Origin of the sequence: Amycolatopsis sp. La24 (genome assembly GCF_029087445.1) — a bacterium.
Taxonomy (GTDB): Bacteria; Actinomycetota; Actinomycetes; order Mycobacteriales; family Pseudonocardiaceae; genus Amycolatopsis; species Amycolatopsis nivea.
Genome location: NZ_JARACH010000093.1, coordinates 1 through 25689 on the forward strand (window position 1 = coordinate 1; position 25689 = coordinate 25689).

At 70.5% G+C, this 25689-nt stretch carries 22 protein-coding genes; 11 read left to right on the forward strand and 11 right to left on the reverse strand.

What is annotated here, in order from left to right; all coding sequences use genetic code 11:
• Positions 1-484: 484 nt before the first annotated feature.
• Entirely contained in the window at positions 485-1750 is a 1266-nt protein-coding gene (locus tag PUT80_RS43605) for a HAMP domain-containing sensor histidine kinase (RefSeq protein WP_275295627.1), read from the reverse strand.
• Positions 1751-1755: 5 nt separating this feature from the next.
• Positions 1756-2439 (reverse strand): response regulator transcription factor, encoded by a 684-nt coding sequence (locus PUT80_RS43610; protein ID WP_275295628.1) that lies wholly within the window; start codon positions 2437-2439, stop codon positions 1756-1758.
• Between the two features lie 91 nt (positions 2440-2530).
• Here PUT80_RS43610 and pip point away from each other — a divergent pair, with 91 nt between their 5' ends.
• The 3 genes from pip (at position 2531) to lpdA (ending at position 6361) form a co-directional block, all read left to right on the forward strand.
• A complete protein-coding gene (gene pip, locus PUT80_RS43615) occupies positions 2531-3949 on the forward strand; it encodes a prolyl aminopeptidase (protein ID WP_037820606.1) in 1419 nt (472 codons plus the stop codon).
• Between the two features lie 64 nt (positions 3950-4013).
• Positions 4014-4784, forward strand: coding sequence for a lysophospholipid acyltransferase family protein (locus tag PUT80_RS43620; protein WP_275295629.1), 771 nt, complete (start codon positions 4014-4016; stop codon positions 4782-4784).
• 191 nt (positions 4785-4975) lie between these two features.
• Positions 4976-6361: a dihydrolipoyl dehydrogenase gene (gene lpdA, locus PUT80_RS43625; RefSeq protein WP_037820608.1), complete on the forward strand. Its 1386-nt coding sequence runs from the start codon at positions 4976-4978 to the stop codon at positions 6359-6361.
• Here the strand turns inward: lpdA and PUT80_RS43630 are convergent.
• Together PUT80_RS43630 and PUT80_RS43635 are read right to left on the reverse strand one after the other, a co-directional pair.
• Positions 6351-6851: a GNAT family N-acetyltransferase gene (locus tag PUT80_RS43630; protein WP_037820653.1), complete on the reverse strand. Its 501-nt coding sequence runs from the start codon at positions 6849-6851 to the stop codon at positions 6351-6353. The two genes, lpdA and PUT80_RS43630, sit on opposite strands and share 11 nt — an antisense overlap.
• Before the next feature lie 37 nt (positions 6852-6888).
• Positions 6889-8082 carry an MFS transporter gene (locus PUT80_RS43635; protein WP_238604947.1) on the reverse strand — a complete coding sequence of 398 codons (1194 nt, stop codon included), beginning with the start codon at positions 8080-8082 and terminating at the stop codon, positions 6889-6891.
• Positions 8083-8245: 163 nt separating this feature from the next.
• Between PUT80_RS43635 and PUT80_RS43640 the strand changes: the two genes are divergently transcribed.
• Positions 8246-10147 carry a S8 family serine peptidase gene (locus PUT80_RS43640; protein ID WP_037820611.1) on the forward strand — a complete coding sequence of 634 codons (1902 nt, stop codon included), beginning with the start codon at positions 8246-8248 and terminating at the stop codon, positions 10145-10147.
• A 45-nt stretch (positions 10148-10192) separates the two neighbouring features.
• Here the strand turns inward: PUT80_RS43640 and PUT80_RS43645 are convergent, their stop codons facing one another.
• Positions 10193-10825, reverse strand: a complete 633-nt coding sequence (locus PUT80_RS43645; RefSeq protein ID WP_275295630.1) for a class I SAM-dependent methyltransferase — start codon at positions 10823-10825, stop codon at positions 10193-10195.
• 58 nt (positions 10826-10883) lie between these two features.
• Between PUT80_RS43645 and PUT80_RS43650 the strand changes: the two genes are divergently transcribed.
• Positions 10884-11621 (forward strand): SDR family oxidoreductase, encoded by a 738-nt coding sequence (locus PUT80_RS43650; RefSeq protein ID WP_037820615.1) that lies wholly within the window; start codon positions 10884-10886, stop codon positions 11619-11621.
• Here the strand turns inward: PUT80_RS43650 and PUT80_RS43655 are convergent.
• Positions 11605-12636, reverse strand: coding sequence for an SDR family oxidoreductase (locus PUT80_RS43655; protein WP_037820618.1), 1032 nt, complete (start codon positions 12634-12636; stop codon positions 11605-11607). The two genes, PUT80_RS43650 and PUT80_RS43655, sit on opposite strands and share 17 nt — an antisense overlap.
• Positions 12637-12707: 71 nt before the next feature.
• Here PUT80_RS43655 and PUT80_RS43660 point away from each other — a divergent pair, with 71 nt between their 5' ends.
• A complete protein-coding gene (locus PUT80_RS43660; RefSeq protein WP_037820620.1) occupies positions 12708-13586 on the forward strand; it encodes a LysR family transcriptional regulator in 879 nt (292 codons plus the stop codon).
• Here the strand turns inward: PUT80_RS43660 and PUT80_RS43665 are convergent.
• Complete coding sequence (locus tag PUT80_RS43665) at positions 13583-15049, reverse strand: ABC transporter substrate-binding protein (protein ID WP_275295631.1); 1467 nt, start codon at positions 15047-15049, stop codon at positions 13583-13585. The genes PUT80_RS43660 and PUT80_RS43665 overlap by 4 nt on opposite strands.
• A 101-nt stretch (positions 15050-15150) precedes the next feature.
• Between PUT80_RS43665 and PUT80_RS43670 the strand changes: the two genes are divergently transcribed.
• A complete protein-coding gene (locus PUT80_RS43670) occupies positions 15151-16482 on the forward strand; it encodes a hypothetical protein (protein ID WP_275295632.1) in 1332 nt (443 codons plus the stop codon).
• A 177-nt stretch (positions 16483-16659) separates the two neighbouring features.
• Here the strand turns inward: PUT80_RS43670 and PUT80_RS43675 are convergent, their stop codons facing one another.
• Positions 16660-17064: a hypothetical protein gene (locus PUT80_RS43675; RefSeq protein WP_275295633.1), complete on the reverse strand. Its 405-nt coding sequence runs from the start codon at positions 17062-17064 to the stop codon at positions 16660-16662.
• Complete coding sequence (locus PUT80_RS43680; RefSeq protein WP_275295634.1) at positions 17061-17993, reverse strand: TetR/AcrR family transcriptional regulator C-terminal domain-containing protein; 933 nt, start codon at positions 17991-17993, stop codon at positions 17061-17063. Before PUT80_RS43680 ends, PUT80_RS43675 begins: the two co-directional genes overlap by 4 nt.
• 117 nt (positions 17994-18110) lie before the next feature.
• Between PUT80_RS43680 and PUT80_RS43685 the strand changes: the two genes are divergently transcribed.
• The 3 genes from PUT80_RS43685 (at position 18111) to PUT80_RS43695 (ending at position 21224) form a co-directional block, all read left to right on the forward strand.
• Positions 18111-19172, forward strand: coding sequence for an FAD-dependent oxidoreductase (locus PUT80_RS43685; protein ID WP_275295635.1), 1062 nt, complete (start codon positions 18111-18113; stop codon positions 19170-19172).
• Between the two features lie 100 nt (positions 19173-19272).
• On the forward strand, positions 19273-20235 hold the full coding sequence (locus PUT80_RS43690; RefSeq protein WP_275295636.1) for an alpha/beta hydrolase fold domain-containing protein: 963 nt from the start codon (positions 19273-19275) through the stop codon (positions 20233-20235).
• 23 nt (positions 20236-20258) lie between these two features.
• Positions 20259-21224, forward strand: a complete 966-nt coding sequence (locus tag PUT80_RS43695; protein ID WP_275295637.1) for a helix-turn-helix domain-containing protein — start codon at positions 20259-20261, stop codon at positions 21222-21224.
• On the opposite strand, the gene PUT80_RS43700 is transcribed toward PUT80_RS43695, so the two are convergent.
• The gene (locus PUT80_RS43700) at positions 21225-23822 is read right to left on the reverse strand and encodes a bifunctional FO biosynthesis protein CofGH (protein ID WP_275295638.1); all 2598 of its coding nucleotides are present in this window, start codon (positions 23820-23822) and stop codon (positions 21225-21227) included.
• Between the two features lie 141 nt (positions 23823-23963).
• Complete coding sequence (locus PUT80_RS43705) at positions 23964-24242, reverse strand: hypothetical protein (RefSeq protein WP_275295639.1); 279 nt, start codon at positions 24240-24242, stop codon at positions 23964-23966.
• 12 nt (positions 24243-24254) lie between these two features.
• Here PUT80_RS43705 and PUT80_RS43710 point away from each other — a divergent pair, with 12 nt between their 5' ends.
• Positions 24255-25556, forward strand: coding sequence for a transposase (locus PUT80_RS43710; protein WP_275295640.1), 1302 nt, complete (start codon positions 24255-24257; stop codon positions 25554-25556).
• Positions 25557-25689: the final 133 nt, after the last annotated feature.

Here is a 25689-nt window from a genome sequence, read left to right on the forward strand (position 1 = left end):
CGCTGGGGTGGCGTCGGCGGTGGGCCGGGGTCGGCATCGCTGGGGCGGCTGTGGGCGGCGGGCCGGGGTGGGCATCGCTGGGGCGGCCGTGGGCGGCGGGCCGGGGGTCGGCATCGCTGGGATGCGGGCGGGGCCGTCGTCGTGGCTGCGGCCCCTCGCACGGGGCCGGGGACGTGAATGAAGCTGGGCCGCGGGTGCCGTGCCCGCGTGCTGCTTAGCGGAGGTGTCCGGAGTGATGGGCGGGGCTGGGTTGCGGTTCCGGCGGATCGGGGCAGCTCCGTGATCGGGGCTGGTCGCGGGGGCGGGCGAGGAATTCTGCGGTCAGTGGCGGCGGGTGAGCCGCGCGGCGTTGCCTGGCGGTGAGCCGGGAGAGCGGCACCCAGTCGTCTGCGGCGTGGGGATCTTGGCGCGGAGGGCAACTGCTCCGGCCGCATGCCGCGGACGCTGCGCGAGAGCAAGCACGCACCGCCCGGCAAGGGCTGGGTCAGGAGGCGGGAGCTTCCGGAAGCAGCAAGGTGAACGTCGGCGGATCGGGCCGCGACAGGCGCAACCGGCCGCCTTCGGCTTCGGCCAGGCTTCTCGCCAGGCGGAGGCCGATGCCGTGCCCGCCGGGGGTGTGGTCGGAGAACGGGTCTCGTTCGCCCAGGTCCGGGCCTTCGTCGACGACGTCCACGGCCAGGGCGCCGCCGGCGTCTCGGGCTCGGACGGTGATGGTTCCTTCGCCGTGGTTCACCGCGTTGTCCAGCAGGACGGCCAGCACCTGCCGCACTGCGGGGGCCGACGCGCGGACTGGGGGCGGGTCGGTGATCTCCAGACGCAGTTCGCGGTGGTCGGGCAGCGGGACGTCGGTCAATTCCGTCAGGAGGGCGGAAAGGTCCAGCTCGTCGCGAGGGGTGCGGCGTTCCCGGGACAGCGCGAGCAGGTCTTCGACGGTCCTTTCCAAGCGGTCGGCGGCGGTGATTCCGGCGCGCACGGCCGCGTACGGGTCGCGGCCGGGGGTTTCCAGCGCGGATTCCAGTTGCAGGCGCAGTCCGGCCAGCGGGGTGCGGAGCTGGTGCGAGGCTTCGGCGGAGAAGGCGCGTTCCCGTTCCAGGGTTTCGCCGATGCGGGTCGCGGTGACGTCCAGGGCGGCGCCGACGCGGTCGATCTCCGGGATCGCCGAACGCCGGGACCGGGCGGAGAAGTCGCCTTCGCCGAGCCGGGCCGCGGTGCAGGCCAGGTCTTCCAGCGGGCGGGTGAGCCGGGCGGCGATCCGGCGGGCCACCAGCCAGCTCGCGAGCACCGCGCCGATCGCGCAGCCGGCCATCACCAGCCAGGTGATGCCGACGTCGCGGGTCAGCGCCGAGCGGGGGAGCGCCGCGCGCACGATGCCGGTGAGGCGGGCGCCGGTCAGCACCGGGACGGCCAGCACGTCCTCGTCGCCGACCTTCTGGTTCAGCATGTCGCTGCGGGTCACGGCGACCCCGCGCACGACGTCGTCCGCGGTGGGCGGGCCCTCCCCGGCCAGGAGGTGGCCCTTCGGGTCGTATACGCCGACCTCGGCGCCGTCCTCGTTGTCCGGGACCTGGAAGCGTTCGCCGGCGGCGAGCGCGTCGGACACCACGACGGCTGTCCCGTCGGCGGCCCGCTCCAGCGCGGCCGTGGTGTGCGTGCGGAAGTACCACAGCGCCCCGACGGCGAGCGGCAGCCCGAACAGGCTCGTGGCCAGGACCGCCGCGAGGACGGTGAGCGTCACGATCCGGCGGCGCACCCCGTTCAGTCCCCCTCTAACCGGTATCCGTGCCCGCGCAGGGTGGCGATCCTCGGCACCTCGTACGGCGACTCGGCGGCCGAGGCGAGCTTGCGGCGCAGCGCGGCGATGTGCACGTCGAGCGTCTTGGTGGAGCCGTGCCAGTGCGAATCCCACACGTCGGACATCAGAGTGTCCCGGCTCACCGCCTGCCCCGGCTGGACGGCCAGCCGCGCGAGCAGGTCGAACTCGCGTGCCCGCAGCACGACCTCGCGGCCGTTCAGGCTGACCCGCCTGCTCGCGATGTCGACCTCCAGTGCGCCGATCTGGACGACCGGCGTCGACGGCGCGGCGGGCGCGCCCCGGCGGAGGTGCGCGCGCACCCTGGCGAGCAGTTCGGCCAGCCGGATGGGCTTGGTGAGGTAGTCGTCGGCGCCAGCTTCGAGCCCGACCACGACGTCCATTTCGTCCGCCCGCGCGGTAAGGATCACCAGCACCGCGCCCGGCAGGGCCGAACGCAGCCGCCGGCACACCTCGACGCCGTCGACGTCCGGGAGGCCCAGGTCCAGCAGCACGAGATCGGCCGCCGTCTCGCGCAGCGCGCTCCGGCCGTCCCGGCACCATTGCACTGTGTGGCCGTGCCCGCGCAGCGCGGAGTCGAGGACGCTGCCGATCGCCGCGTCGTCCTCCACCACCAGTACCTTCGCCATGCGGGAAGCCTAACCGGAGCATCCCGGCCGCGTCCGCACGTCCACAGTGGACCCCCAGCGGGACGCGGCCGAGGTCGGGCATAGTGGCTGCATGCTCGGTCTGTACCCGGAACTCGATCCGTACGACCACGGGATGCTGCCGGTCGGCGACGGCAACACGCTGTATTGGGAGGAATGCGGCAATCCCGAAGGCAAACCGGTCGCGTTCCTGCACGGCGGGCCCGGGGGCGGCGCGTCCGCGCGGCACCGGCGGCTGTTCGACCCGGAGCGCTACCGGATCGTGCTGTTCGACCAGCGCGGCTGCGGCCGGAGCACGCCGCACTGCAGCGAACCGGACGTCGACCTCTCGGTGAACACGACCTGGCACCTGGTGTCCGACATGGAGCAGCTGCGCGAGGACCGCGGCATCGACCGCTGGCAGCTGTTCGGCGGCTCGTGGGGCAGCGTGCTCGCGCTCGCCTACGCCGAGACCCATCCGGAGCGGGTGACCGAGCTGATCCTGCGCGGCGTCGCGACGCTCCGGCTCAAGGAAGTGCAGTGGCTCTTCGGCGGGGGCGCGGCGTGCGTGTTCCCGGAGGCGTGGTCGCGGTTCCTCGCGCCGGTGCCGTACGCGCGCCGCGGCGGCGACCTGCTCGAGGTGTACCACGAACTGCTGAATCACCCGGACCCCAAGGTGCACGGGCCCGCCGCGCTCGCGTGGAGCCGGTGGGAGGGCGAGACGGTGAAGTTCACCCCGCGGGAAGAGGTGGTGGCCGCGTTCGCCGAGCCGGAGTTCGCGCTCGCGATCGCGCGGATCGAGAACCACTACTTCCGCCACGGCGGCTGGCTCGCCCCGGACCAGCTGATCCGCGGGGCCGGGAAGCTGTCGGGCATCCCGTGCGTTCTGGTGCAGGGCAGGTACGACGTGGTCACTCCCGCCACCACCGCCTGGGAACTCGCGCAGGTGCTGCCGGGCGCCGAGCTGAAGATGATCGGCGACGCCGGGCACGCCTTCGACGAACCGGGCACGCTGCACGAGCTGATCAGCGCGACCGACCGGTTCGCGGCAGGGTGGGAGGGCAGGTCCGGGCTGTCGAGCGCGGAAGTCGAACGAAAGGAAATCCGCATGCTGTTCGGTGACGAGCACGTTCGCCGTTACGAGGAGACCGACGGGGAGGTCGGGCACGACTGGCAGGAGGGCGTGCCGACGCTGGTGCTCACCACGAAGGGGCGCAAGACCGGGCAGGACCGCAAGTTCGCCCTGATCTACCAGGAGGACGACGGCAACCCGGTGATCGTCGCCTCGAAGGGCGGCGCGCCGAACCACCCCGGCTGGTACCTGAACCTGCAGGAGAACCCCGAGGTCCGCGTGCAGGTGCGGGCGGACAAGTTCACCGCGCGCGCCCGGACCGCGACCGGCGAGGAACGCGCCCGGCTGTGGGACAAGCTCGCCGCGGTGTGGCCCGCCTACAACGACTACCAGAAGAAGACCGACCGAGAGATCCCCGTGGTGGTGCTCGAGCGGGTGTGATTCCCGCCGCGTCCTGAGGTCGCGCGGCACCGAACCGGAGCGTCTTCCGCTACGAATGACGCTCATGGCGCTGCGCACCCGGACCCGGGACCACTGGACCCCGCTCGAAGGGGAGCTGCTCGGCTTCCGCGGCATGCAGAGGTACGGCAGGCGCTTCGCCCGCTCCGGACGGGGCGCCTGGTACCACTTCGCGATCGAGGTCGTGTGGCAGCTGCTCGCCCTCACGAGCCGCTTCCGCGTGCGCGGCGCGCGGAACATCCCGGAATCGGGCGGGGTCGTGGTGGCTTCCAACCACCTGTCGAACGCCGATCCGACGACGCTCACCGCCTTCTGCCTCGGCTCCGGCCGGGTGCCGCGGTACCTGGCGAAGGCGAGCCTGTGGAACGCCCCGGTGATCAAGTCGGTGATGCGTTCGGGCAAGCACATCCCGGTCCACCGCGGCGCGCCGACCGCCGCGGGCGCGTACCGCGACGCCGTCGCCGCGGTGCGGGCGGGCGAATGCGTCGCGATCTTCCCGGAGGCCGGGCTCTCCGCGCACCCGGACGGCTGGCCGGCGAAGGGCAAGACCGGCGCGGCGCGCATCGCGCTGGAGACCGGCGTGCCGGTGATCCCGGTCGCGAACTGGGGCACGCACGAACTGCTGCCCGCCGGTTCCTGGTTCCCGCGCGTGCTGCCGCGGCGGAAGATCGAATTCGTCGCCGGCGAGCCGGTGGACCTCGCCGACCTGCGCGGGCGGGAGCTGACCAGGGACGTGCTGGAGGAGGCGACCGCGCGGATCATGACCGCGGTGACCGAGCTGCTCGCCGGGATCCGGGGCGTGCGCCCGCCTGTCTGACCGGCGGACTCCGCGGTACCCGCGGGTGCCACTGTGGACGATCCGGTTGCACTGGAAAAGGTTTCGCCGCGGATCAGACGGCGGAGGACACGCCGCAGCAGCGGGCGGGCCGCCCAGGACGAGCGGCGGCCGGGCGGAAAGCGGGCGCCGTCACGCCGCCCCGAGCGGGCGCGGGAGGTAGTTTCAACGGTATGAGCGCAGACTATGACGTGGTGGTCCTCGGGGCCGGAGTCGGTGGGTACGTCGCGGCGATCCGGGCTTCGCAGCTGGGCCTGAGCGTGGCGGTCGTGGAAGAGAAGTACTGGGGCGGGGTGTGCCTCAACGTCGGCTGCATCCCTTCGAAGGCGCTGCTGCGCAACGCCGAGCTCGCGCACACGGTGAAGGAGGAGGCCAAGACCTACGGCATCTCCTCCGACGGGGAGATCCGGTTCGACTACGCCGCGGCGTACGAGCGCAGCCGCAAGGTCGCGGACGGGCGCGTCAAGGGCGTGCACTTCCTGATGAAGAAGAACAAGATCACCGAGTACAACGGGCGCGGCACCTTCGTGGACGCCAACACCCTCGAGGTCAACGGCGAGCGCATCACCTTCACCTACGGCATCATCGCCACCGGCGCGACGGCCCGGCTGCTGCCGGGCACGCAGCGCAGCGAGCGCGTGGTCACCTACGAAAAGCAGATCCTCGAAAGCGAGCTGCCGGGCAGCATCGTGATCGCCGGGGCAGGCGCGATCGGCGTCGAGTTCGCCTACGTGCTGCGCAACTACGGCGTGGACGTGACGATCGTCGAGTTCCTCGACCGGATGGTGCCGCTCGAGGACGCCGAGGTGTCGGCCGAGCTGGCCAAGCGCTACCGCAAGCTGGGGATCAAGGTGCTGCTGGGCACCAAGGTCGAGTCGATCGACGACTCGGGAGCCAAGGTGGCAGTGACCGTGTCGAAGGACGGCGAGCAGCAGGTGCTCGAGGCCGACAAGGTGTTGCAGGCCATCGGGTTCCGGCCGAACGTGGAGGGCTACGGCCTGGAGAACACCGGCGTCGAGCTGACCGAGCGCGGCGCGATCGCGATCGACGGCCGCGGCCGGACGAACGTGCCGCACCTGTTCGCGATCGGCGACGTGACGGCGAAGCTGATGCTGGCGCACGCGTCGGAGTCGATGGGCATCGTGGCGGCGGAGACGATCGCCGGCGCGGAGACCATGGAACTGGACTTCGTGATGATCCCGCGCGCGACCTACTGCCAGCCGCAGATCGCGAGCTTCGGCTGGACCGAGGAGCAGGCGCGCGAGAAGGGCTTCGACGTGCAGGTGTCGAAGTTCCCGTTCACGGCCAACGGCAAGGCGCACGGCCTCGGCGACGCGGCGGGCTTCGTGAAGGTGCTGAGCGACGCGAAGTACGGCGAACTGCTCGGCGCGCACCTCATCGGCCCGGACGTCACGGAGCTGCTGCCGGAGCTGACGCTGGCGCAGCAGTGGGACCTTACGGTGCACGAGGTTTCGCGCAACGTGCACGCGCACCCGACACTGGGCGAGGCGGTGAAGGAAGCGGTGCACGGACTGGCTGGTCATATGATCAACTTCTGATTCCTCGACGGTCGCCCTGGCCCGCGGTGGTTTCGCGGTCCGGGGCGCTGTCGTTTCCGGACAGGGAGAACACCAGTTCCGGCCGGGACCACGAGATCTTCGGCGGTTTCGGCGGGACGGTCCCGATCTGCCGGGCGCCCATGCGTTCGTAGAACTTCACCGCGGGCGGATGCGACACCACGCGCACCTCGGTCAGCCCGTTTTCCGCTGCCAGCTCGAGGACTCGCTGCACGAGCCGGGCACCGAGCCCGGTTCCCTGCGCTTCGTCGGCGACGAACAGCAGGTCCAGTTCCGCGTCGGCGAGCGCGGCGAAACCCACTGGCCCGGACGGGCCCCGGGCGACCAGAACCTGGTGCTGGCGCAGGTAATCCGGCGTGACGGCGTATCCCTCCAGGATCGAGGCGTACTGGCCTTGGTAGGCCGACGAGGCGTGCATGAGGTCGGTGAGCGCGGCGGCGTCGGCAGCGGCCGCGCGGTCGATCTTGAACATGGCAGCCACGGTAACCTGCACCACCGACAAAAACTGATCATCGGCTCCGGCGGGCGGGCAACGCGGCGGCGCTGAGCAGACAGAGCACGGCGCCGATCCCCAGCGAGAAGCGCACGCCGACCACTCCGGCGGCGATCCCGCCGAGGGTGATGAAAATGGGTTTGGCGGTGCGGGTTCCGGTGGACCAGGCGGTGAGTGTCCGCGTCAGGACGGTGTCGTCGATCAGCGACAGCCGGTACGCCGAATAGGTCGGGTTGAAGATGCCCGCCACCAGCAACAGCCCGAAGTCCGCGGCGATCAGCAGAACGACTCCGGCCGGTCCGGGAAAGGCGAACGGAGCGGCGAGCAGCCACGGAGTACGCGCGAAACTGGTCCAGAGCAACACTTTCCGCGCGCCGTACCGGGAGCTGAGCGTCGGCGCGAGCCGCGCGCCGAGTAGCCCGCCAAGGCAGGGAACGCCGAGCACCAGCCCGTATTCCCAAGGCGCGAAGCCGAGATCCCGCAACATCAGCACGGTTTGCAGCGGCGTGACCCAAAGAACCGCGCCGCTGAACAACACGGAGTTGAAGAACAGCGGCCGCAGTTCAGGGCTGCGCAGCAGGAAACGCCATCCGTCGGTGAATCCGCGGCGAGCGGGCCCGGAAGCAACCGCAGGCGGTGGTTCCGGCGTACGCAGACGACGGATTCCGAGTGCGGACAGCAGAAACGAGAACGCGTCGATGAGCATCGTCGCGGTCGCGCCCAATCCACTGATCAAGACGCCGCCCAAGGGTGGGCCGGCCGACCAGCAGACCCAGTCGGTGCTTTCGAAGCGGCTCAAGGCGACAGCCCGTTCGTCCGGCGCGACAAGGGCTTTGAGGTGTGCGCCGCTGGCTGCGGAAAAGATGACGGCCGCGGTGGCGACGACGATGTCGACCGCATAGAGCTGCGGCATGGTCAGCACGTGCAGCGCAGCCGCCAGCGGCACGCTCGCCAGCGCGGCACAGCGGATCAGGTCTCCGGTGATCATCGCGGGACGCTTCCGGGCGAATTCGACGCGAGGCCCGAGCGGGAAAGCGAGGACCGCGCTGGCGGCGGCCGAGATGGCGGTGATCAGGGAAACCTGCCACGCGGGAGCGTCGAGCACGAGCACCGCGACGAGTCCGAGGGCACCCGCGCCGACCGTGCTGCCTGCCGTGCTGATCGCGTACGCAGCCCACAGCCGCGCGAAATCCCTCCCCAGGTTCGCCACGAGAGCAGAGTGCCAGCTCCGCTTCGGGCCGGGAAGCGCCCGTCGATGTCTCACCAGGTGGGCCATCCGGGCAGATACCACTTTGGTCGGTGGTATTGGCCGCGGTCGCTATTTAGATTCACGTGACCACAGTGGGTGGCCGGGGGCGAGGACAGGAGTTGTCATGAGAAGAACGAGCCGGGTAGCCGCGTATTCGGTGCCCCTCGCGGTCGGGGTGGTGCTCGCCGGGAGCGGGGTCGCCGTCGCGCAGCCGTCGGCGGCGGACGCGGCGAACGCGCGCGCTGGGACGGGGATCAGTGCGTTGCAGGGGATCAAGAAGACCCTTACCCCGGCCGAGCGGAAGCAGTCCAGCCAGCTGGTCGTGGAGAAGCGCCTGCGCGCGGACCGCGGTCTCGCCGCGCTGCTGCCGGATTACCGCACCGGTCTGCCGGTCACCCAAGCTGGCACGGTTTCGGTCGACATCGCCGGTACTGCCGGCGCCGCGATCGCGAAGGCCGTGCGTGCCGCGGGCGGCACCGTGCAGTCCACCTCGTCCAATGGCTCGGTTCGCGCCCAGCTGCCGCTCAACGCGGTGGACCGGATCGCGGCGCGGGGCGACGTCCGCCAGGTCCAGCCCGCGACGCAGGCGATGACCTGGAACGAGCCCGACGCGCAGCGCCGGCAGCTGGCCAAGAAGGCCGTCGCCGCCGTGCAGGTGTCCGAAGGGGACAAGACCCACGGCGCTGACACCGCGCGCACGCAATACGGCGTGAACGGCACCGGTGTGAAGGTCTGCGTGCTTTCCGACGGCGTCAACTCGCTGAAGAAGTCGCAGGACGCGGGCGAACTGCCCGCCGTCGACGTGCTGCCCGGCCAAGCCGGCAGCGGCGACGAGGGCACCGCGATGCTGGAGATCGTCCACGACCTCGCCCCGGGCGCGACGCTCGGTTTCGCGACCGCGTTCACCAGCGAGTCGAGCTTCGCGGACAACATCCGCGCGCTGCGCAGCACCGGCAAGTGCACGGTGATCGTCGACGACGTCGCGTACTTCGACGAGTCGCCGTTCCAGGACACGCAGGTCGCGCAGGCGGTCAACGACGTGACCGCGGCCGGCGCGCTCTACTTCTCCTCCGCGGGCAACTCCGGCAACCTGACCGACGGCACCAGCGGTTACTACGAGGGCGACTTCCGTTCGTCCGGCACCGCGCTGCCGGGCGTCACCGGCACCCCGCACGACTTCGACCCGGGCAGCGGCGTGCAGACGACCGACCCGCTCTCGCCGGGTTCGCTCGGCAGGCCGGTGACGCTGTTCTGGTCGGACCCGTGGGGTCACTCGGCCAATGACTACGACCTGTTCCTGCTCAACGCTTCCGGCGGCGTCGTCGCCTCCAGCGCCAACTCGCAGGACGGTTCGCAGAACCCGTACGAGAGCCTGACCGTGCCGACGTCCGGCTCCGGCTACCGCGTCGCGGTGGTCAAGTACAGCGGCGCGGACCGGTTCTTCGCGCTCAACGTGATCCGCGGCCGGTTCGTCGACTCCGGTTCGCTCAAGGGCTTCAGCACCGCGGGCGTGACCTCGGGCCACTCGGCGGCGGCAGCGGCGTTCTCGGTGGCCGCGGCCCCGGCGGCGACCGCGTTCGGCCGTCCGCTGGAGGCCGGCGACCCGGCGAACCCGGCCGGCCCGTACCCGGGCCTGTTCACCTCGGCCAGCAAGTGGGAGCGCTTCACCTCCGACGGCCAGCGGCACCTCTTCTACAACGCCGACGGCACCGAGCTGACCCCGGGCAACGTGTCCTCGACCGGCGGCGCGACCCGCGCGAAGCCGGACATCACCGCGGCCGACGGCGTGGCCACCTCGGTCGCCGGCTTCCAGCCGTTCTACGGGACCTCGGCGGCCGCCCCGCACGCGGCGGCGATCGCGGCGCTGCTGCTGTCCGGCAAGCCGGCCGCGACCCCGGCCGACGTCCGCACGGCGCTGGTGTCGAGCGCGATCGACCTCGGCGCACCGGGGTTCGACGCGGTGACCGGCAACGGCGTGATCATGGCGGGTCCGGCGCTGGCCGCGCTGGGCGTGCCGAAGAAGTAGCGGTTGCGGAAAGGGCGGGCTCCTCGACCGGGGAGCCCGCCCTTTTCAGCGTCCGGCGACCAGCAGGTGGAACGCCCTCGGCCCGTCGCCGAGCCGGTCGTGGCGGCGCAGTTCGAGGCCCGCGTCCGCGAGCGCCTTCTCGATCTCTTCCGGCGGCCGCAGCCGGAAACCGTGGCTGGTGAAGGGCATTTCGCGCATCATCGCGGGATCTCCGATGCCGACGACGAACCGGCCGCCGTCCGCGATCACCCGTGCGACCTCGGCGAACGCGGGCGCCAGGTCGGGGATGAAGTAGACGGTGTTGACGGTCAGCGCCGCGTCGATCGTCCCGTCGCCAAGCGGAAGCTCGGCCATTCCGGCCTGGTGCAGCACCAGCCGTCCGGCGGCGAGGTTCTTCGGGAACGTCCGCCGCGCCCGGGCCAGCGCTGTTTCGGAGATCTCCGCGCCGTGCACGGTGCCGCCTTCGGTCGCGCGCAGCAGGAGGTCCAGGCCGAGACCGCCGCCGAAACCCAGGTCCAGCGCGGTTTCGCCGCGGCGGATCTCCAGCGCTTCGACCGCTCCGGTGACCGGCCCGCGGTTGACGTTGTTGAGCAGCCGGACGACAGCCTGTCCGGCCCGGCCCCGCGGATGGCCCAGCTGTTTGGCGAACCCGGCGAGCAGCGTGTCACGTGGTCCCATGAACCCAGTGTGCCGCGATATGGCAACGTGCGGGCGAACGGACTTTGAGGAGGCCGACATGTCGGAGAAGACCGCCGTGGTCACCGGGGCCGGTTCCGGACTGGGCCGCCGGATCGCCGGTGCGCTGCTCGACGCGGGTTACCGGGTCGCGCTCGCCGGACGTCGCGAGGAGGCCCTGCGCGAGACGGCCGGTTCCGCCGCGAACGCGCTGGTCGTGCCCGCGGATGTCGCCGATCCGGCTTCGGTGGAGGCGCTTTTCTCGGCCGTGCGCAGCGAATGGGGCCGGTTGGATCTGCTGGTGAACAACGCCGGGGTGTCGCTCGGCGGCACCGTCGCGGATCTGTCCGTCGAGGACTGGCGGCGCACCGTCGACACGAACCTCACCGGCATGTTCCTGTGCGCGCAGCAGGCGGTGCGGCTGATGCGCGACCAAGACCCCCAGGGCGGCCGGATCATCAACAACGGCTCGATCTCCGCGCACGCGCCCCGTCCGGCGAGCGTCGCCTACACGGCCACCAAACACGCCGTCACCGGTCTCACCCGGTCGATTTCGCTCGACGGCCGCGCCTGGAACGTCGCGTGCGGACAGATCGACATCGGCAACGCGGCCACCGAGATGACCGAGCGGATGGCCGCGGGCATCCCGCAGGCCGACGGGCGGCTGCTGGCCGAGCCGACCTTCGACGCGGGCCACGTCGCCGACGCGGTGCTCTACATGGCGGGATTGCCGCTGGACGCCAACGTCCAGTTCCTCACCATCACCGCCACCACGATGCCGTTCATCGGCCGGGGATGACGTGGTCGCGGCGCAACTCGTCGAACAGCCGGTAGAACATCTGCTCAGTGTCCACATAGGAGTGGAAACCGGCGCGGCGTGACTTCGACGTGTCCGCGAACATGTCGTAGTCCCACGAGAACACGAAGTCGCCGAAGGCCCACGAAGAGACGTCGGCGTACGAAGCAGTGAGGCCGTGCTTCGCCGCCATCTCGGTCCACAGTGGTTCCTTATCGGCCATCACGGTCGTCAGCGGCAGCTGCAACGGCGAAGCGACTTCGAGGTCGAAGTACGCGGCCAGCTTCGGCCACAGCTCTCGCCAGCGAAAGAGGTCACCGTTGGCGATGTTGAAGGCTTCGTTCTGACTGGACGTCGCCGCCCACACTGTGCCCTCGGCGAGCAACTGTGCGTCCGTCATCTCCAGCAGGCTGTCGTACGCGCCGGGCTTGCCGGGAAAGCGCAGCGGCAGGCCGAGTTCCTTCGAGATCGACGCGTAGACCGCGATCACGAGCGCGAGGTTCATCGGGTTGCCGAGCGTCGTCCCGCCGACCACGGACGGCCGGATCGCCGACCACGACCAGCCCCCGGCCGCAGCTCGGCGTTCCAGGAACTTCTGCTGGTCGACATTGAATTCCGGCGGCATGTGTTGTCCCGCGTCGGCCTCGCGGGCAGGGGTCTTGAACGGGCCGAGGTGCGCGCCGTAGACCTTGTAGCCCTGCATCAGGCTGACGTGTTCCAGTGGGCCTTCGTCGAGGCCGTTCACCAGGTTCTCCAGCATCGCCACGTTCGGCGGCACGAGTTCCGCCCACGTCGGCCGGTCCTGGTAGGCGGCGTAGAACAGGTGCGTCGCGCCGACGCCGGCCAGCGCCGCCCGGGTGCCCGCCGGGTCGAGCAGGTCCACGGCGAGGCTGCCCGGTCCGCCGCGACGGGAGAGCCCGAGCACCTCCCAGCCGTCGAGAGTCCGCAGGTGGGAGATGAGTTTCCGGCCGATGATCCCGTTGGCCCCGGCCACGATGGCCACGCGTGTGCTGCTCATGTCTCCGATCCTGACCTCGCTCGCGCGATGAGTCCAAGGCTTACTTCTCACGGCTTCGATAAACTGTGCTTATGACAAGCTTGCGGCAGCTCGAGTACCTGGTCACGGTGGTCGACACCGGTTCGTTCACCCGGGCTGCCGAGCAGTTGCACGTGACGCAGCCCGCGCTGTCGCATCAGATGCGGGCGCTGGAGCACAGCGTCGGCGGGCCGTTGCTGGAACGGTTGCCGCGTTCGGTCCGGCTCACACCGATGGGGCGCGCGATGCTGCCGCATGCCCGCGCCGCGCTCGCCGACGCCGAACGTGCCCGGTGCGCCGCGCGACAGGCGTCTGGCCAGGTCGCCGGAGAACTGCTGGTCGCCACGGTCTACTCGGTGAGCCTCGGGGTGCTGCCGCCGGCGCTGCGGGTGTGGCGGCGCGAACGGCCGGACGTCGACGTGCGGCTTTTCGAGTACCGCCACGCCGACGAACTGCGCGACGCGATGCTGGCCGGAGAAGCGGATCTCGCGATCGGCCCGCGTCCGGCCGGGTGGACGGGCCCGGTGCGGACGCTGGGCACCGAAGAGTTCGTCGTCGTGCTACCGGCCGACGGCGCCACGGAGTCCACTTCGGACGGTACGGTCGACCTGGCTGACCTTGCCGACTGCGCGTGGGTGCACTACGCGCCCGGCCACGGCTTAGCCGAACTTCTCGACGCCGCTTGCGCAGAAGCAGGATTCCGGCCGCGACCCGCGGTGCGCACGGAACAGACCGCCGCCGCACCGTTGCTCGCGGCGGCCGGATTGGGGCCCGCGCTGGTTCCGGCGAACGTGCTCCCCGCCGAGTTCAGCGGCCGGGTTTTGCGCCCGGGCAAACCGATCCGGCGAGAGCTGGTCGCTTACGGTCGCAGCGAGCCGGATCCGTTGACGGCGGCGTTCGGCGAAGTGCTGGCGCAACACGCGCGGGTTTAGTCGCGCAGCCGGGTCAGGTCGATTCCGGCGAACGGCGTCGTCACCGCGTCGTGGACCCGGGCGGACCAGACGGCGTGGCCATGCGCGGTCCACAGTGGAATCGCCGGAAGATCGCGCAGCGCCTGGTTCTCGGCGACCCGGAACAGCTGCGCGGCTTCTTCCGGTGACGCGGTGGTTTCGGCGGAATTGAGATCGGCGGCGAATCCGGCATCGGTGTAACCGGCGGCGTCCGCGAGCGTGTGGAGGAGGTCGGCCGGGCTCGGCGAGACCGCCTTGACCTCCAGCGCGGACGGACCGGTCGGCTTGCCTCCGGTGGCTTTACGCTGTGCGGTAACCGAAATTCCCAGACTCTTCGACAGGCCCGCGGCCAACGCCTGCGGCCAGGTGCCGTCGAAGCTGTCGTAGTACACGGCCGCGTCGCCGGTGAATCCGGCTTGGTCCAGCAGGGATTTGGCGGCCGGACCGTCGAAAGTGCACGGACGGCAGCTCCCGGATCGTTCGCCGGGCGCGACCGCCGGCGGCAGCAATCCCTTGGCCGCGTCCGCCTGGTGCGCGAGCGGACCGGATTCCAGCGCGGCGCGGTCGGTGCCGAGCGCGAAGGCATGCCGCACCGCGGGATCGGCGAATCGCGTTGCCTCGGTGGAAAACACCAGGTAGCCGGCGCGGGGGAGGGCCCACATCGCGTGCCGGTCGGCGAAATCGGCGTGCATCGCCTCGTGCCGGTCGCCCGGGACGGACGTGGCGACGTCGAGTTTGCCTTCCTTGACCTCGTCGTACTGCTCCGCCGGATTGCCGACGCGCAGCTCGATTTCCTTCGCCCGGCCCGGATCCGCGGCGACCCGGACGAGCTTGCCGCCGGAGCCGGACTGCCAGTCGCCCTCCAATCGCAGGGGGCCGTTGCCGATCGGATGGCGGGCGAACCCGTTCCAGTCGCGCGATTTCAGCACCGACGCGGGCAACGGCACGAGCCCGGGCGCGGACAACCAAGCGGGCACCTGATTCGACGGCCGGTCGAGCACGATCCGCAACTGTTTCGCGTCGACTGCAGTGATCTCCTTGGCCCGCAAGGACTTCGTGAGCACCGGTGTACTGGCCCAATGGTGACCGGCGATCGCCTTCCAAGTGTCCACATAGGACTGCGCGGTGACCGGCGTGCCGTCGTGGAATTTCCCGGGCCGCAACCGGACGGTCCAGGTCGCCCGGTCGGTGCTGGTGATCGACTCGGCCGCGCGCGGGGTGACTTTTCCGCTGGCCGGATCGTAATCGGCGAGCGGAGTCCACAACGCGCCGGTGACGAGCCGCCCGGACGGATCGGTGACGTCGGCGGGCAGCAGCGTGCCGGGTTCGCCGAGACCGACCGACAGGACGCCGGGCCGGGCGGGTTCGGCCGACGACGAACAGCCGGAGAGACCGGCCGCGACGACGGCGGCGAGCGTGAGCGGGACCAGCAGACGCGATCGCATGCTGTCTTACTACCAGGTGGAAAGCAACGAAAGGCGGTTGTGTCCGGTTAGGGACCGTCTTAAAGTACTTCAGTCACACTGGGGTCTCTTGGAGGTTTCGCGTGCGCCGTTGGTGGATTCGCTCCGGACTGGCGATCGCGACCGCGGCGGCGACGCTCGTCGCCACCGGATTGCCAGCCGCGGCTTGCGAGGACGACAAGCCGGTCACCGAAGCGAAGCACAGCGTCGGCGATCCGGGCGCGGTCAAGGGCGTGCGGCCGGTCGGCAGCGTGCCCGACGCGCAAGGGGCCATTTCGGCGAACTTCCTCAGCTACGGCAAACGCGACGTGATGGTCGTGTCCGGCCAGTTCGGCCTGAAGGTGTACGACCTCACGGAGAATCCGGCGAAGCCGCGCGCGATCGGCGAGCTGAGCCTGCCCGGGCTGTGGGAAACCGAGGACACCGAGGTCGACGCGAAGCGCAAGCTCGTGTTCCTGTCCCGGGACCCGCGTGCGTTCAAGGGCAACACGCACACCGGCGAGTCCGGCATCTACGTGGTCGACGTGGCGCATCCGGAGAAACCGGAGATCCTCAGCTACGTCAAGGTCCCGGCGGGCCACACCACCAGCTGCGTCGACGACTGCCGCTACCTCTGGACCGGCGGCCCGGCGAAGGCCGACGACCAGCCCGCGGACTGGGGCGGCAGGCCGATCTGGGTCACCGACGTGCGCAACCCGCGCGCCCCGAAGGTGCACCCGGACCCGATCGAACTCGCCCGCAACGACGGCAAAACCGACTACGTGCACGACGTGCAGGTCGACAAGATGGGCGTCGCGTGGGTGTCCGGCGCGGGCGGCGTGCGCGGCTACTGGACGTCCGGCTTCCATCGCGACCCCGTGCAGAACCGCTACCGCCTGGCGAGCGCGCTCAAGCCGGTGCCATACGCGGGCGGCGGAGTGTCGGAAACCGCGGCGCCGTCGAAGTTCCTGCACAACAGCTTCCACCCGGTCGGCTCCCGGGACGACGGCGCGTGGCGCGGGCACGACCTCGTGTACGCCACCGAGGAAAGCTTCCTCCCCGGCTGCGCGGGCGACGGCGTCCTGACCATTTCTTCGCTGGACGGCTCGTACCAGGGCGAAGGCTGGCGGTCGACGCCGGAGAAGCCGTTCCGGATGCGCAGCATCGGCACCTGGAGCGTCGCCGGGCAGGAAGGCAGCGACCCGGTGTCCGACGACTGCTCGGCGCACTACTTCGACCTGCGCGGGCACGTGCTGGTGCAGTCGTTTTACGCGCAGGGCACGCGATTCCTCGACGTGAGCGACCCGTCGAACCCGACGCAGATCGCGTACTTCCGCCCGGCGGACGCGGCTTCGTGGGCGCCGTACTGGCACGACGGGTACGTGTATGTGGCGGACAACAAGCGGGGGATCGACATCCTGAAGCTCGGCGTTTAGCGGCGGGTCAGCCGCGCACCGCGGTCCAACCGGGCCTCGTTGAGCGGCGGCAGGGTCTCCTGGAACCGCCTCGGTCGTGGGTCTACGGCAAGTTGGGGGTCTCGCGGGGCACGCTCGGTGCCTGGGCCTGGGACGTACCGCTCGGCCGCATCGGTGTTCATGCCCACGCTTGACCGCTCAGCGGCCCGCCAGTTCGCGGAGGAACTCGCGCGCGGAGAAGGTGATCGCGCGCTCGGCGTACTCGTTGTCCGCCTCGTCTTCCTCCGGTACGCCGAAGTCTCGCCAGGTGACGATGTCGCCTCGCCGCGACACTTTGGCGGCGATGGCGCAGCACTCGATGTCTTCGCATTCGGGGCAGACGTACAGCAGCGTCCGGCCATCCGGTGCGTCACCCGGCGCTTCGCCGAGCACGCGCGCCAAGCGCTGCGGGTCGTGCGGATGATCGGTTGCCAGCACCGAGATCAGATCCAGCTCGGCGTTGACCAAGCTGCGCACGCTGACGCCGTCGATCTCGAAGTCGAGATACCTGCGCTCGCGCTGATACTTCCGGCGCTCGCGGACGGTCGGGACTAGGCGGATCACGCTCGCTGATTCTGCCGTCCGGAACCCGCCCCACCAACCGGATATCGGACAGCCAGCCCGTCCAGCAGCGCCTGCAGTCCGATCTCGAACAGGTGGTCCAGATCGAGGTCGTACCCCTCGGCAAGGTCCGCCACCATCCGCGCCAGCACCGGATACCGCCCGGACCCGGTCAGCGCCGCGTATCCCCGCGCCTGCGTCTCCATCCACTGGTCCTCGGTGATCCCGGTCGCCCCCATCGCGTGCCGCTCGCGTTCCAGATGGATCGCCGTGCCCTGGATGTGGTTGTAGAACAACACATTCAGATCGCACAGGTCAGCCGCGTTCAGGCCGAAGACCGACAACGCGGCCAGCGCGCGTTCGTTGTGCGCCGCCAGGTTCGGCAGCGGCCAGGGCCGGGTGAGCGGGACGAGATGCGCCAGCCACGGATGCCGTCGATGCACGGACCACAGCGTGCGCGCCGACAGCTCCAACTGCGCCCGCCACCCCTCCGGTTCCCGTGCCGGGTAACCGGTTTCGCCGTAGACCGTGTCCGCCATCAGGAAGACAAGTTCGTCCTTTCCGGACAGATACCGGTAGGGCGCCATCGCCGGAACACCCAGCCGCGCGGCGAGTCCGCGCATCGACAGCGCCGCGACGCCTTCCGCGTCGGCGATCGCGATTGCCGCGCGTACCAACCGATCCCGGGTCAACACTGGCCGCTTCGCCTCTGTCTCAGCCTGCTGACCAGCGGTGACATAACCCGACCGCGGTTCAGCACGGAGCACGCCCTCGCGGCGCAACACGTCGAGCGCCTTGGCCGCGGTGGCGTTCGCGACGCCGTGCGTCGAAGCCAGCTGACGCGTCGAGGGCACCTTCGCGCCCGGCGGCAGCTGCGAGATCTCGTCCCGCAGCGCGGCGGCGATGCGGAGGTACGGCGGGTCGGTCGGCATGGACGTCCTGTCTGTACTAGGTCAGCGGGTCATCTGTACTAGGTCAGTTTTGGCGGCGGCAGCCAGGTCACGGCAGGTTCATCAGGGTAATGATGCACCGTACCGAGGGGTGAGGACATGCCTGAAGCACTGGTTTGCGGCGCGGGAGTCGCTGGTTGCGCGTCGGCCTACTGGCTGCGCCGCAGCGGCTACGACGTGACGGTCGTGGAGCGCGCCGAGGGGTTGCGCAGCGGAGGTCAGGCGATCGACATCCGCGGGGTCGCGCTGGAGGTCATCGACCGGATGGGCATCGGCGAGCAGGTCCGCGCCAAGCGCACGCGGATGCGCGGGATGTCGATGCTGGACGCGTCCGGCAACGAGGTGTTCCGTTCCGAGGAACGCACGTTCAGCAGCGGCCGGCTGGACAGCGCGGACATCGAGATCCTCCGCGACGACCTGATCGAGCTGCTGCACGACGCCGCCGACGTCGAGTTCCGCTTCGGCGACGAGGTCACCGCGCTCGACGCCGAGTCCGGCCGGGTCGAGTTCGCCAAGGCGCAGCCGCGCACGTTCGACCTGATCGTGGGCGCGGACGGCGCGCATTCGGCGGTCCGGCGGCTCGCGTTCGGGCCGGAGGACCAGTTCCGCCGCTACCTCGGCCAGTACCTGGCTGTTTTCCCGGCGGCCAACACCGTCGGCCTCGAGGACTGGCAGATCTGGTTCCAGGGCGAGGGCGTCGGCGGCGCGGTTTATCCGGTGCCGGGCAACGAGGAGATCCGGGTGACGCTCGGCTTCGCCGAACCGGAGTACCGCGAGATCCGGGACGTCGCGGAGCAGAAGAAGCTCATCGCGGACCGGCTGAGCGAGGTCGGCGGTCCGGTGCCTGAGCTGGTCAAAGCCATGGAAGACTCCGAGACCTTCTTCTTCGACGCCATGCTCCAGATCCACCTCGACCGCTGGACGACCGGCCGGGTCGCGCTGGTCGGCGACGCCGGGTACTGCGCGTCCGTGCTGTCCGGGCAGGGCACGAGCCTCGCCTTGGTCGGCGCGTACGTCCTGGCGGACTCCGCCGCCGACTACGAGACCCGGATGCGCCCGTTCGTCGAGCTCAACCAGGCGCTGGCCACGGAAAACACCGCCGGACCCGCGTCGGAGGAATCGGTCGAGCGGGCGAAGAACGCGATCAGCCTGGACCGCTGACCCGCCAGCTGGCGGGAGATTCCCGCCGCCCGGCTGGCCCGGACCGGCTCCCGGGCGGCGAGGATGGGTCCCGCACCCCGATCCCTTGGAGGCTCCCGCGATGACCGCCTATCCGCCGCTCCCGTTCGACCCCGAGCTCGCCGCGGCGCTCGAAGTGCTGGCGGCCGAGCGGCCGCCGATCAAGACGCTCGAGTCGATTCCGGCGGTGCGCGCGGCCGCGGCGAAGCGGCAGATCTCGCTGGAGGAGATCACCGCCGACGGCGCCCTCGAAGTGTCCGAAGTGGACGCCGACGGCCCGCGCGGCCCGATCCCGCTGATCGTCGCGCGGCCGGCCGGGGCGGTCGACGTCCCGGTGCTGTACTGGCTGCACGGCGGCGGCATGATCATCGGCGGACACCAGGGCGGCGACCTGTACTTCCTCAAGGAATACGCGACCGAACTGGGCCTCGGCTTCGTCTGTGTCGACTACCGGGTCGCGCCCGAGCACCCGCATCCGGCACCGGTCGAGGACTGCTACGCCGGCCTGGAATGGACGGTCAAGCACGCCGCCGAGTACGGCTTCGACTCCTCCCGCGTCGTGATCGGCGGCGCGAGCGCGGGCGGCGGCCTCGCGGCGGGAACGGCGCTGCTCGCCCGCGACCGCGGCGGACCGGACCTGATCGGCCAGCTGCTCGTGTACCCGATGCTCGACGACCGCAACGACTCGCCGTCGGCGATTCAGATGGCCGAGATGGGCAGCTGGGACCGCGCCGCGAACCACGTCGGCTGGACCGCGCTGCTCGGCGACGCTCGCGGCGGCCCGGACGTGTCGCCCTACGCCGCGCCCGCGCGCGCCGAAGACCTGTCCGGCCTCCCGCCCGCGTTCCTCGACGTCGGGAGCACCGAGACCTTCCGCGACGAGGTCATCGCCTACGCGAACCGGCTGTGGCTGTCCGGGGTGCAGGCGGAGCTGCACGTCTGGCCCGGCGCCTTCCACGGCTTCGACGGCTCGGCTCCGCAGGCGGCGCTGTCGCAGCAGGCCCGCGCCGAGCGGACGCCGTGGCTGCGGCGGCTGCTCGGCTGAACCGGACGAGCGATGATGGACCGATGAGGGAGCTGGTCACGCATCTGAGCGCGCTCGATCCCGGCGCGGCCGAGACGGTCAAGGTCATCGCCTATTTCGACCGGCTGGTCGAGGGCCGCGCCGGGCTGGAGCCGATCGTGCGCGGGGCGGCGGTGCTGTCCGGCTGCCCCGCGCGGCTGGCCGACGACGAACGCCGGGTGCGCGTCCGCGTCGAACCGGACGGGCGCGTCGTGCCGTCGGACGGACCGCCCGATCCGGAATGGCCCGCCGCTCCGTTGCGTCCCGACGGCCCGGTCGCGCTGTGGCTGGAACGGCCCGGTCCGGCGAGCCCGGTGGACGCGATGGTGCTGGAGCGCGCGTCGGCCGCGGCTCGGGCGGTCCTGGACCGCACCCGCGGCCGGGTGGTCGATCCAGCGTCCGTGGAAGTGGTGCTCGACGCGTCGGCGGACGAACGAACCCGGCTTCGCGCCGCGCATCGGCTGGGGCTCGGCGCCACCGCGCGAGCTGTCGTGACCGACGCGGTCCCGCTGGTCGTCCCTCCACAGTGGACTCCGCCGGAACGGGCCCGGGTCGGCCTTGGCACTGTCGTGGACCTAGCCGACCTGCCGGTGTCCGGCGAACAAGCCCGGACGGCTTTCCGGTTCACCGCCGCCGAAGACGACCCTGGACCGTCCGTTGTGGACTACGCCGAACTCGGCGGACTGGCCGTGCTCGCCGACGCGGTGGGACCCCGCACCAAACCGGTCGCGGACGTCGCCAGCCTGGAGAGCGCCCGCGCGGCGGCCCAGTGGGTGTTGCCCACGCTGGTCGCCGTCGCGGGCGCTCCGAGTCTGCGCGGCGCCGCGAACACGCTGGTAGTGCACCATTCGACCCTGCAGGAGCGCCTGGCCCACGCCGAGCATCTGCTCGGCTGGCCAGTGCGCGATCCCGCCGGCCGGTTGCGGTTGCAGCTGGCTATCGCGCTGTGGCGGCTGCACCGCACCGGCTGATCACGGGGTGAGCAGCGGCAGCAACGGCTTCCGCACCGCCGTCGCGACCCCGTCCGACTCGGCAGCCGCGGCGATCCGCTCGTCCGTCGGCGTTCCGTACGACGTGGTCCGCTGCCGCAGCGGACGCCCGAGCGGCTCGACCATCGCGCGCATGTCGCTGATCGTCTTGTACGACCCGTTCGCCGCGCCCGCCATCCGGCTGATCGTCTCCTCCATCAGCGTGCCGCCGATGTCGTTGACGCCGCCCTGCAGCACCGCCCGGCTGCCTTCCTCGCCGAGCTTCACCCAGGAACTCTGGATGTTGTCGAAGGTGCCGTGCAGCAGCAGCCGCGACAGCGCGTGCACCGCCCGGTTCTCGCGCAGCGTCGTGCCCGCGCGGGCGAGCCCGGCCAGGTAGATCGGCGAGCTCTGGTGGATGAACGGCAGCAGCACGAACTCGCTGAACCCGCGCCGCCCGTTGCGTTCCACGCCTTCGCGCTGCAGTTTTGCCAGCAGTTTCAGGTGCCCGACCCAGTGGCTCGGGTTGTCCACGTGGCCGTACATCATCGTCGCCGTGGTCGGCAGCCCGATCTCGTGCGCGGTGGTGACCACCTCGATCCACGCGTCCGTCGGCAGCTTGCCCTTGGTGAGCACCCACCGGACGTCGTCGTCGAGGATTTCCGCCGCGGTGCCCGGCAGCGAGTCCACTCCGGACTCCTTCGCCCGGATCAGGAAGTCGCGAATGGACAGATTCGTCCGCGACGCGCCGTTCACGACCTCCATCGGGCTGAACGAGTGCAGGTGGATGTCCGGCTGCCGCCGCTTCACCTCGGCCGCGAGGTCGAAGTACGCGGTGCCCGGCAGATCCGGGTGGATGCCGCCCTGCATGCAGATCTCGGTCGCGCCCGCGGCCCACGCTTCGTCCACCCGGTCGCCGACCTGCTCCAGCGACAGCGTGTACGCGTCCGCGTCGGTCTTCCGCTGCGCGAAGGCACAGAACCGGCAACCGGTGTAGCAGACGTTGGTGAAGTTGATGTTCCGCGTGACGACGAACGTGATGTCGTCCCCGACCACCTCGCGCCGCAGGTCGTCGGCCAGTTTCGTGAGCGCGTCCAGCTCCGGCCCGTCCGCGTGCAGCAAGGCGAGCGCGGCGTCGTCGGACAGCCCGGCGGGGTCCTTTTCCGCGCTGCGCAACGCATCCCGGATGTCGGTGTCGAACCGCTGCGGTCCGGTCTTGATCTTCCGGCCGATCTCTTTCCAGTCGCCGTAGACCGAATCGAAGTCGCCCCGGCGGTCCTCGGTGCGGCCGGTGGTGTCGATCTCGGTGTGCAGATCGGTGCGCCCGGACTCCTGCCAGCCGCCGTCCGGCTCCTGCCACGGGATCCCGACCGGCATCGCGCCGTCGCGGGCCAGCCCGGTCTCCCCGTCGACCAGCGCCGCGACGTGCCGCGTGACGCGCGGGTCCAGCCACGGCTGGCCGCGCTTCACGTACTCCGGGTAGATGGTCAGCCGCTCGCGGAGCTCGAAACCGGCCTTCTCGGTCTGCCGCGCCAGCAGGTCGATCTGCGGCCACGCGCGTTCCGGGTTCACGTGGTCCGGCGTGAGCGGTGAAACGCCGCCCCAGTCGTCGATGCCCGCGCGGATCATCAGGTCGTACTGGTCGCCGATGAGGTTCGGCGGCGCCTGGATGCGCATCCGCGGACCCAGCACCAGCCGGGCCACGGCGATGTTCGCGGCCAGTTCTTCGAGGTCGGCGTCCGGGGTCGCGCGCATCTTCGTGTCCGGCTTGGCCCGGAAGTTCTGGACGATGACTTCCTGGATGCCGCCGTACTCGCGGGCGGTCTTGCGGATCGCGAACAGTGCGTCGGCACGTTCCTCGTGCGTCTCGCCGATCCCGATCAGCACGCCGGTGGTGAACGGCACCGAGCTGCGCCCGGCGTCCTCCAGCACGCGCAACCGGACCTCGGGATCCTTGTCCGGCGAACCGTAGTGCGGCCCGCCCTTCTCGCTCCACAGCCGGCGCGCGGTGGTCTCCAGCATCATGCCCATCGACGGCGCGACCGGCTTGAGCCGCTGGAAGTCCTGCCAGGACAGGACACCCGGGTTGAGGTGCGGCAGCAAGCCGGTCTCTTCGAGCACCCGGATCGCCATCGCGCGGACGTAGGACAGCGTGTCGTCGTAGCCGTGCGCGTCCAGCCATTCGCGCGCGGCTTTCCAGCGGTCCTCCGGCCGGTCGCCGAGGGTGAACAGGGCTTCCTTGCAGCCCATCTCGGCGCCCTTGCGGGCGATGTCGAGGACCTCGTCCGGCGACAGGAACGGCGATTCGAGCCTGCCGGGGACGGTGACGAAGGTGCAGTAGCCGCACCGGTCCCGGCACAGCCGGGTCAGCGGGATGAACACCTTGCGGCTGTAGGTGATGATCCCCGCGCGACCGGCTTCTTCGAGGCCCGCGTCGCGGATGCGGGAGGCGTGGTCGGACAAAGTCTTGAGGTCGTCGCCGCGGGCGTGCAGCAGCACGGCCGCCTCGGCGACGTCGAGCGTCTTCCCGTCTCGCGCCCGCGCGAGCGCACGGCGCATGGCCGACGGGGTGGGCGTGGTCACGCCAGCTTCGGGCTCCATTCCCGCCACGCTAGGACCCGGCCGCCGCGACCAGCCAGCTCTTAGCCCGCCACCCGCCGCGCGACCGGCCCGAGGTGATCATTAGCGCAGGTTGCGGGCTTGTCGGTGACGGCTGGCGGCGGTATTACCTAAAGGGTGGCGTCAGTGATCGGGAAGCGCATCGGCGGGCGGACGTACTACTACCTCGCCGAGTCCGCGCGCGTCGACGGCAAGCCGCGCGTGGTCGGCCAGCGGTACCTCGGGACAGCCGAGGACATCGCGGCGGCGGTGGCGGGCGGCGGTCCCGAGGCGGCTGGCGCGCGCCATCGGTCGTTCGGGGACGTTTCCGCCGTGTGGGGGACGCTGCAGCGGCTCGACCTCGTCCGGCGCGTTGATTCCGTGGCTGGGCCGCAGCGTGCTCGGCCGACACTCGGTCTCCATGTCGCGCTTGCTGTGCTGCACCGGGCGACCGCGCCGGAGACGGAGTTCGAGGAGTGGTGGACCGGCTGTCTCGCGCAGGATCTGGTTCGGCCCCGGCCGCCTAAGGGTTCGATTACGACGGCTGGGCATTGGCGGGCGTTGCAGCGGCTTACCCCGGAGCGGATCGCTGCGGTGGAAAGTGTGGTGGCGGAAGCGGTTCTGGAGCTTCTTGGCGATGACGGGACGGAAGCGCTGGCGGTTGATGTGGCGCAGTTCGCCGCGTTTACCGCTGCGGATTGCACGTTGCCGTCGGCTTGTCAGGACGTGCTGGCCGGGCTCGGGTTGGTCGTCACGCGGGATGGGGCGATTCCGTTGGCGTCCCGGGTTTATCGGAGGGAGAACGCGCCGACCTTCGGTGCGCTGGCCGCTGAATTAGGGGAGCGGCATACGTTGGTTTTCCACTCCGGGCAGGCGGCGCAACTCGATCTTGGCGCGCGGACCGGGTTTGTCGGGTCGCTTCCGTTGGCGGATCATCCGGAGTTGCTTGCGCGGCCCGCGTCGGTGCGGCGGCGGGTGGATCCGGAGCGGTTTGCCGGGCTGACTGCGTTTGACACCGTGGCGACTGTGGACGGTGCTCGGCGACGGGTGATCCTTCTTCATTCCGCGACGCTGCACGCGGCGCAGTATCGGGCGTTCACCAGTGAATTGAGTACTACGGTGCGGGAGCTTGACGGGCTGGCTGCGGCGTTGGCGGCCGGGACGCATCGGGGGGACCGGACGCAGGTGCACGCGGAGATGTCGCGGATTATTCGCGGGCGGCGGGTGGAGCGGGTGTTGAATACTGCGCTTACTGGCAACCGTGCTGGGGAACTGCGGTTGGAACGGCGGGTTGACGAGGCTGCGGTCGCTCGGTTGGCGGAGGAGTTTTTCGGGAAGCAGATTTTGGTGACTGACCGGGATTGGCCGGTTGCTGAGGTTGTGACTGCTTATCGCGCTCGGACTTATCTTGACTCGACGTTTCGCTGGTTGACCGGGTCTGCGGTGGCTGGGCCTTCGCCTCGGTGGGAGTGGACGTCGCATCGGATTGCGGTGCATGCGTTGGTGTCTGTGCTCGCTGCGACGGTCACGCACCTGATGCGGCGGGAGGCGGACCGGGCTGGGATGAATCTTTCGGTGGCCGAGTTGCTGGATCAGTTGCGGGGGATCGGGGAGACCGTGTTGCGGCATCGGTCGACTGGGGGGAGGCCGCGGACCCGGCGGATTTTGTCTGATCGGACTGGGAGGCAGCAGGCGTTGTTCGAGTTGTTCGGGTTGGAGAGGTTTGGGCCTGCTTGAGGTTCGGCTCGTCGCCTGGCGGCGACATTGCCGTGGTGGTTGCGTGGGGCACCCCGAAGGTTGATTGTGCTGACGGTTCGGGGGTGCTTGTCAAGGCGGGAAAGATGCCTTGACAAGCACCCCCGAACCGCAG

Excerpts from the sequence above, each read along its gene's own strand:
- PUT80_RS43610 (WP_275295628.1), bottom strand. The coding sequence starts at position 2,439 with ATGGCGAAGGTACTGGTGGTGGAGGACGACGCGGCGATCGGCAGCGTC.
- pip (WP_037820606.1), top strand. The coding sequence starts at position 2,531 with ATGCTCGGTCTGTACCCGGAACTCGATCCGTACGACCACGGGATGCTG.
- PUT80_RS43620 (WP_275295629.1), top strand. The coding sequence starts at position 4,014 with ATGGCGCTGCGCACCCGGACCCGGGACCACTGGACCCCGCTCGAAGGG.
- lpdA (WP_037820608.1), top strand. The coding sequence starts at position 4,976 with ATGAGCGCAGACTATGACGTGGTGGTCCTCGGGGCCGGAGTCGGTGGG.
- PUT80_RS43630 (WP_037820653.1), bottom strand. The coding sequence starts at position 6,851 with ATGTTCAAGATCGACCGCGCGGCCGCTGCCGACGCCGCCGCGCTCACC.
- PUT80_RS43640 (WP_037820611.1), top strand. The coding sequence starts at position 8,246 with ATGAGAAGAACGAGCCGGGTAGCCGCGTATTCGGTGCCCCTCGCGGTC.
- PUT80_RS43645 (WP_275295630.1), bottom strand. The coding sequence starts at position 10,825 with ATGGGACCACGTGACACGCTGCTCGCCGGGTTCGCCAAACAGCTGGGC.
- PUT80_RS43650 (WP_037820615.1), top strand. The coding sequence starts at position 10,884 with ATGTCGGAGAAGACCGCCGTGGTCACCGGGGCCGGTTCCGGACTGGGC.
- PUT80_RS43655 (WP_037820618.1), bottom strand. The coding sequence starts at position 12,636 with ATGAGCAGCACACGCGTGGCCATCGTGGCCGGGGCCAACGGGATCATC.
- PUT80_RS43660 (WP_037820620.1), top strand. The coding sequence starts at position 12,708 with ATGACAAGCTTGCGGCAGCTCGAGTACCTGGTCACGGTGGTCGACACC.
- PUT80_RS43665 (WP_275295631.1), bottom strand. The coding sequence starts at position 15,049 with ATGCGATCGCGTCTGCTGGTCCCGCTCACGCTCGCCGCCGTCGTCGCG.
- PUT80_RS43680 (WP_275295634.1), bottom strand. The coding sequence starts at position 17,993 with ATGCCGACCGACCCGCCGTACCTCCGCATCGCCGCCGCGCTGCGGGAC.
- PUT80_RS43685 (WP_275295635.1), top strand. The coding sequence starts at position 18,111 with ATGCCTGAAGCACTGGTTTGCGGCGCGGGAGTCGCTGGTTGCGCGTCG.
- PUT80_RS43690 (WP_275295636.1), top strand. The coding sequence starts at position 19,273 with ATGACCGCCTATCCGCCGCTCCCGTTCGACCCCGAGCTCGCCGCGGCG.
- PUT80_RS43695 (WP_275295637.1), top strand. The coding sequence starts at position 20,259 with ATGAGGGAGCTGGTCACGCATCTGAGCGCGCTCGATCCCGGCGCGGCC.
- PUT80_RS43700 (WP_275295638.1), bottom strand. The coding sequence starts at position 23,822 with ATGGAGCCCGAAGCTGGCGTGACCACGCCCACCCCGTCGGCCATGCGC.
- PUT80_RS43705 (WP_275295639.1), bottom strand. The coding sequence starts at position 24,242 with ATGGAGACCGAGTGTCGGCCGAGCACGCTGCGGCCCAGCCACGGAATC.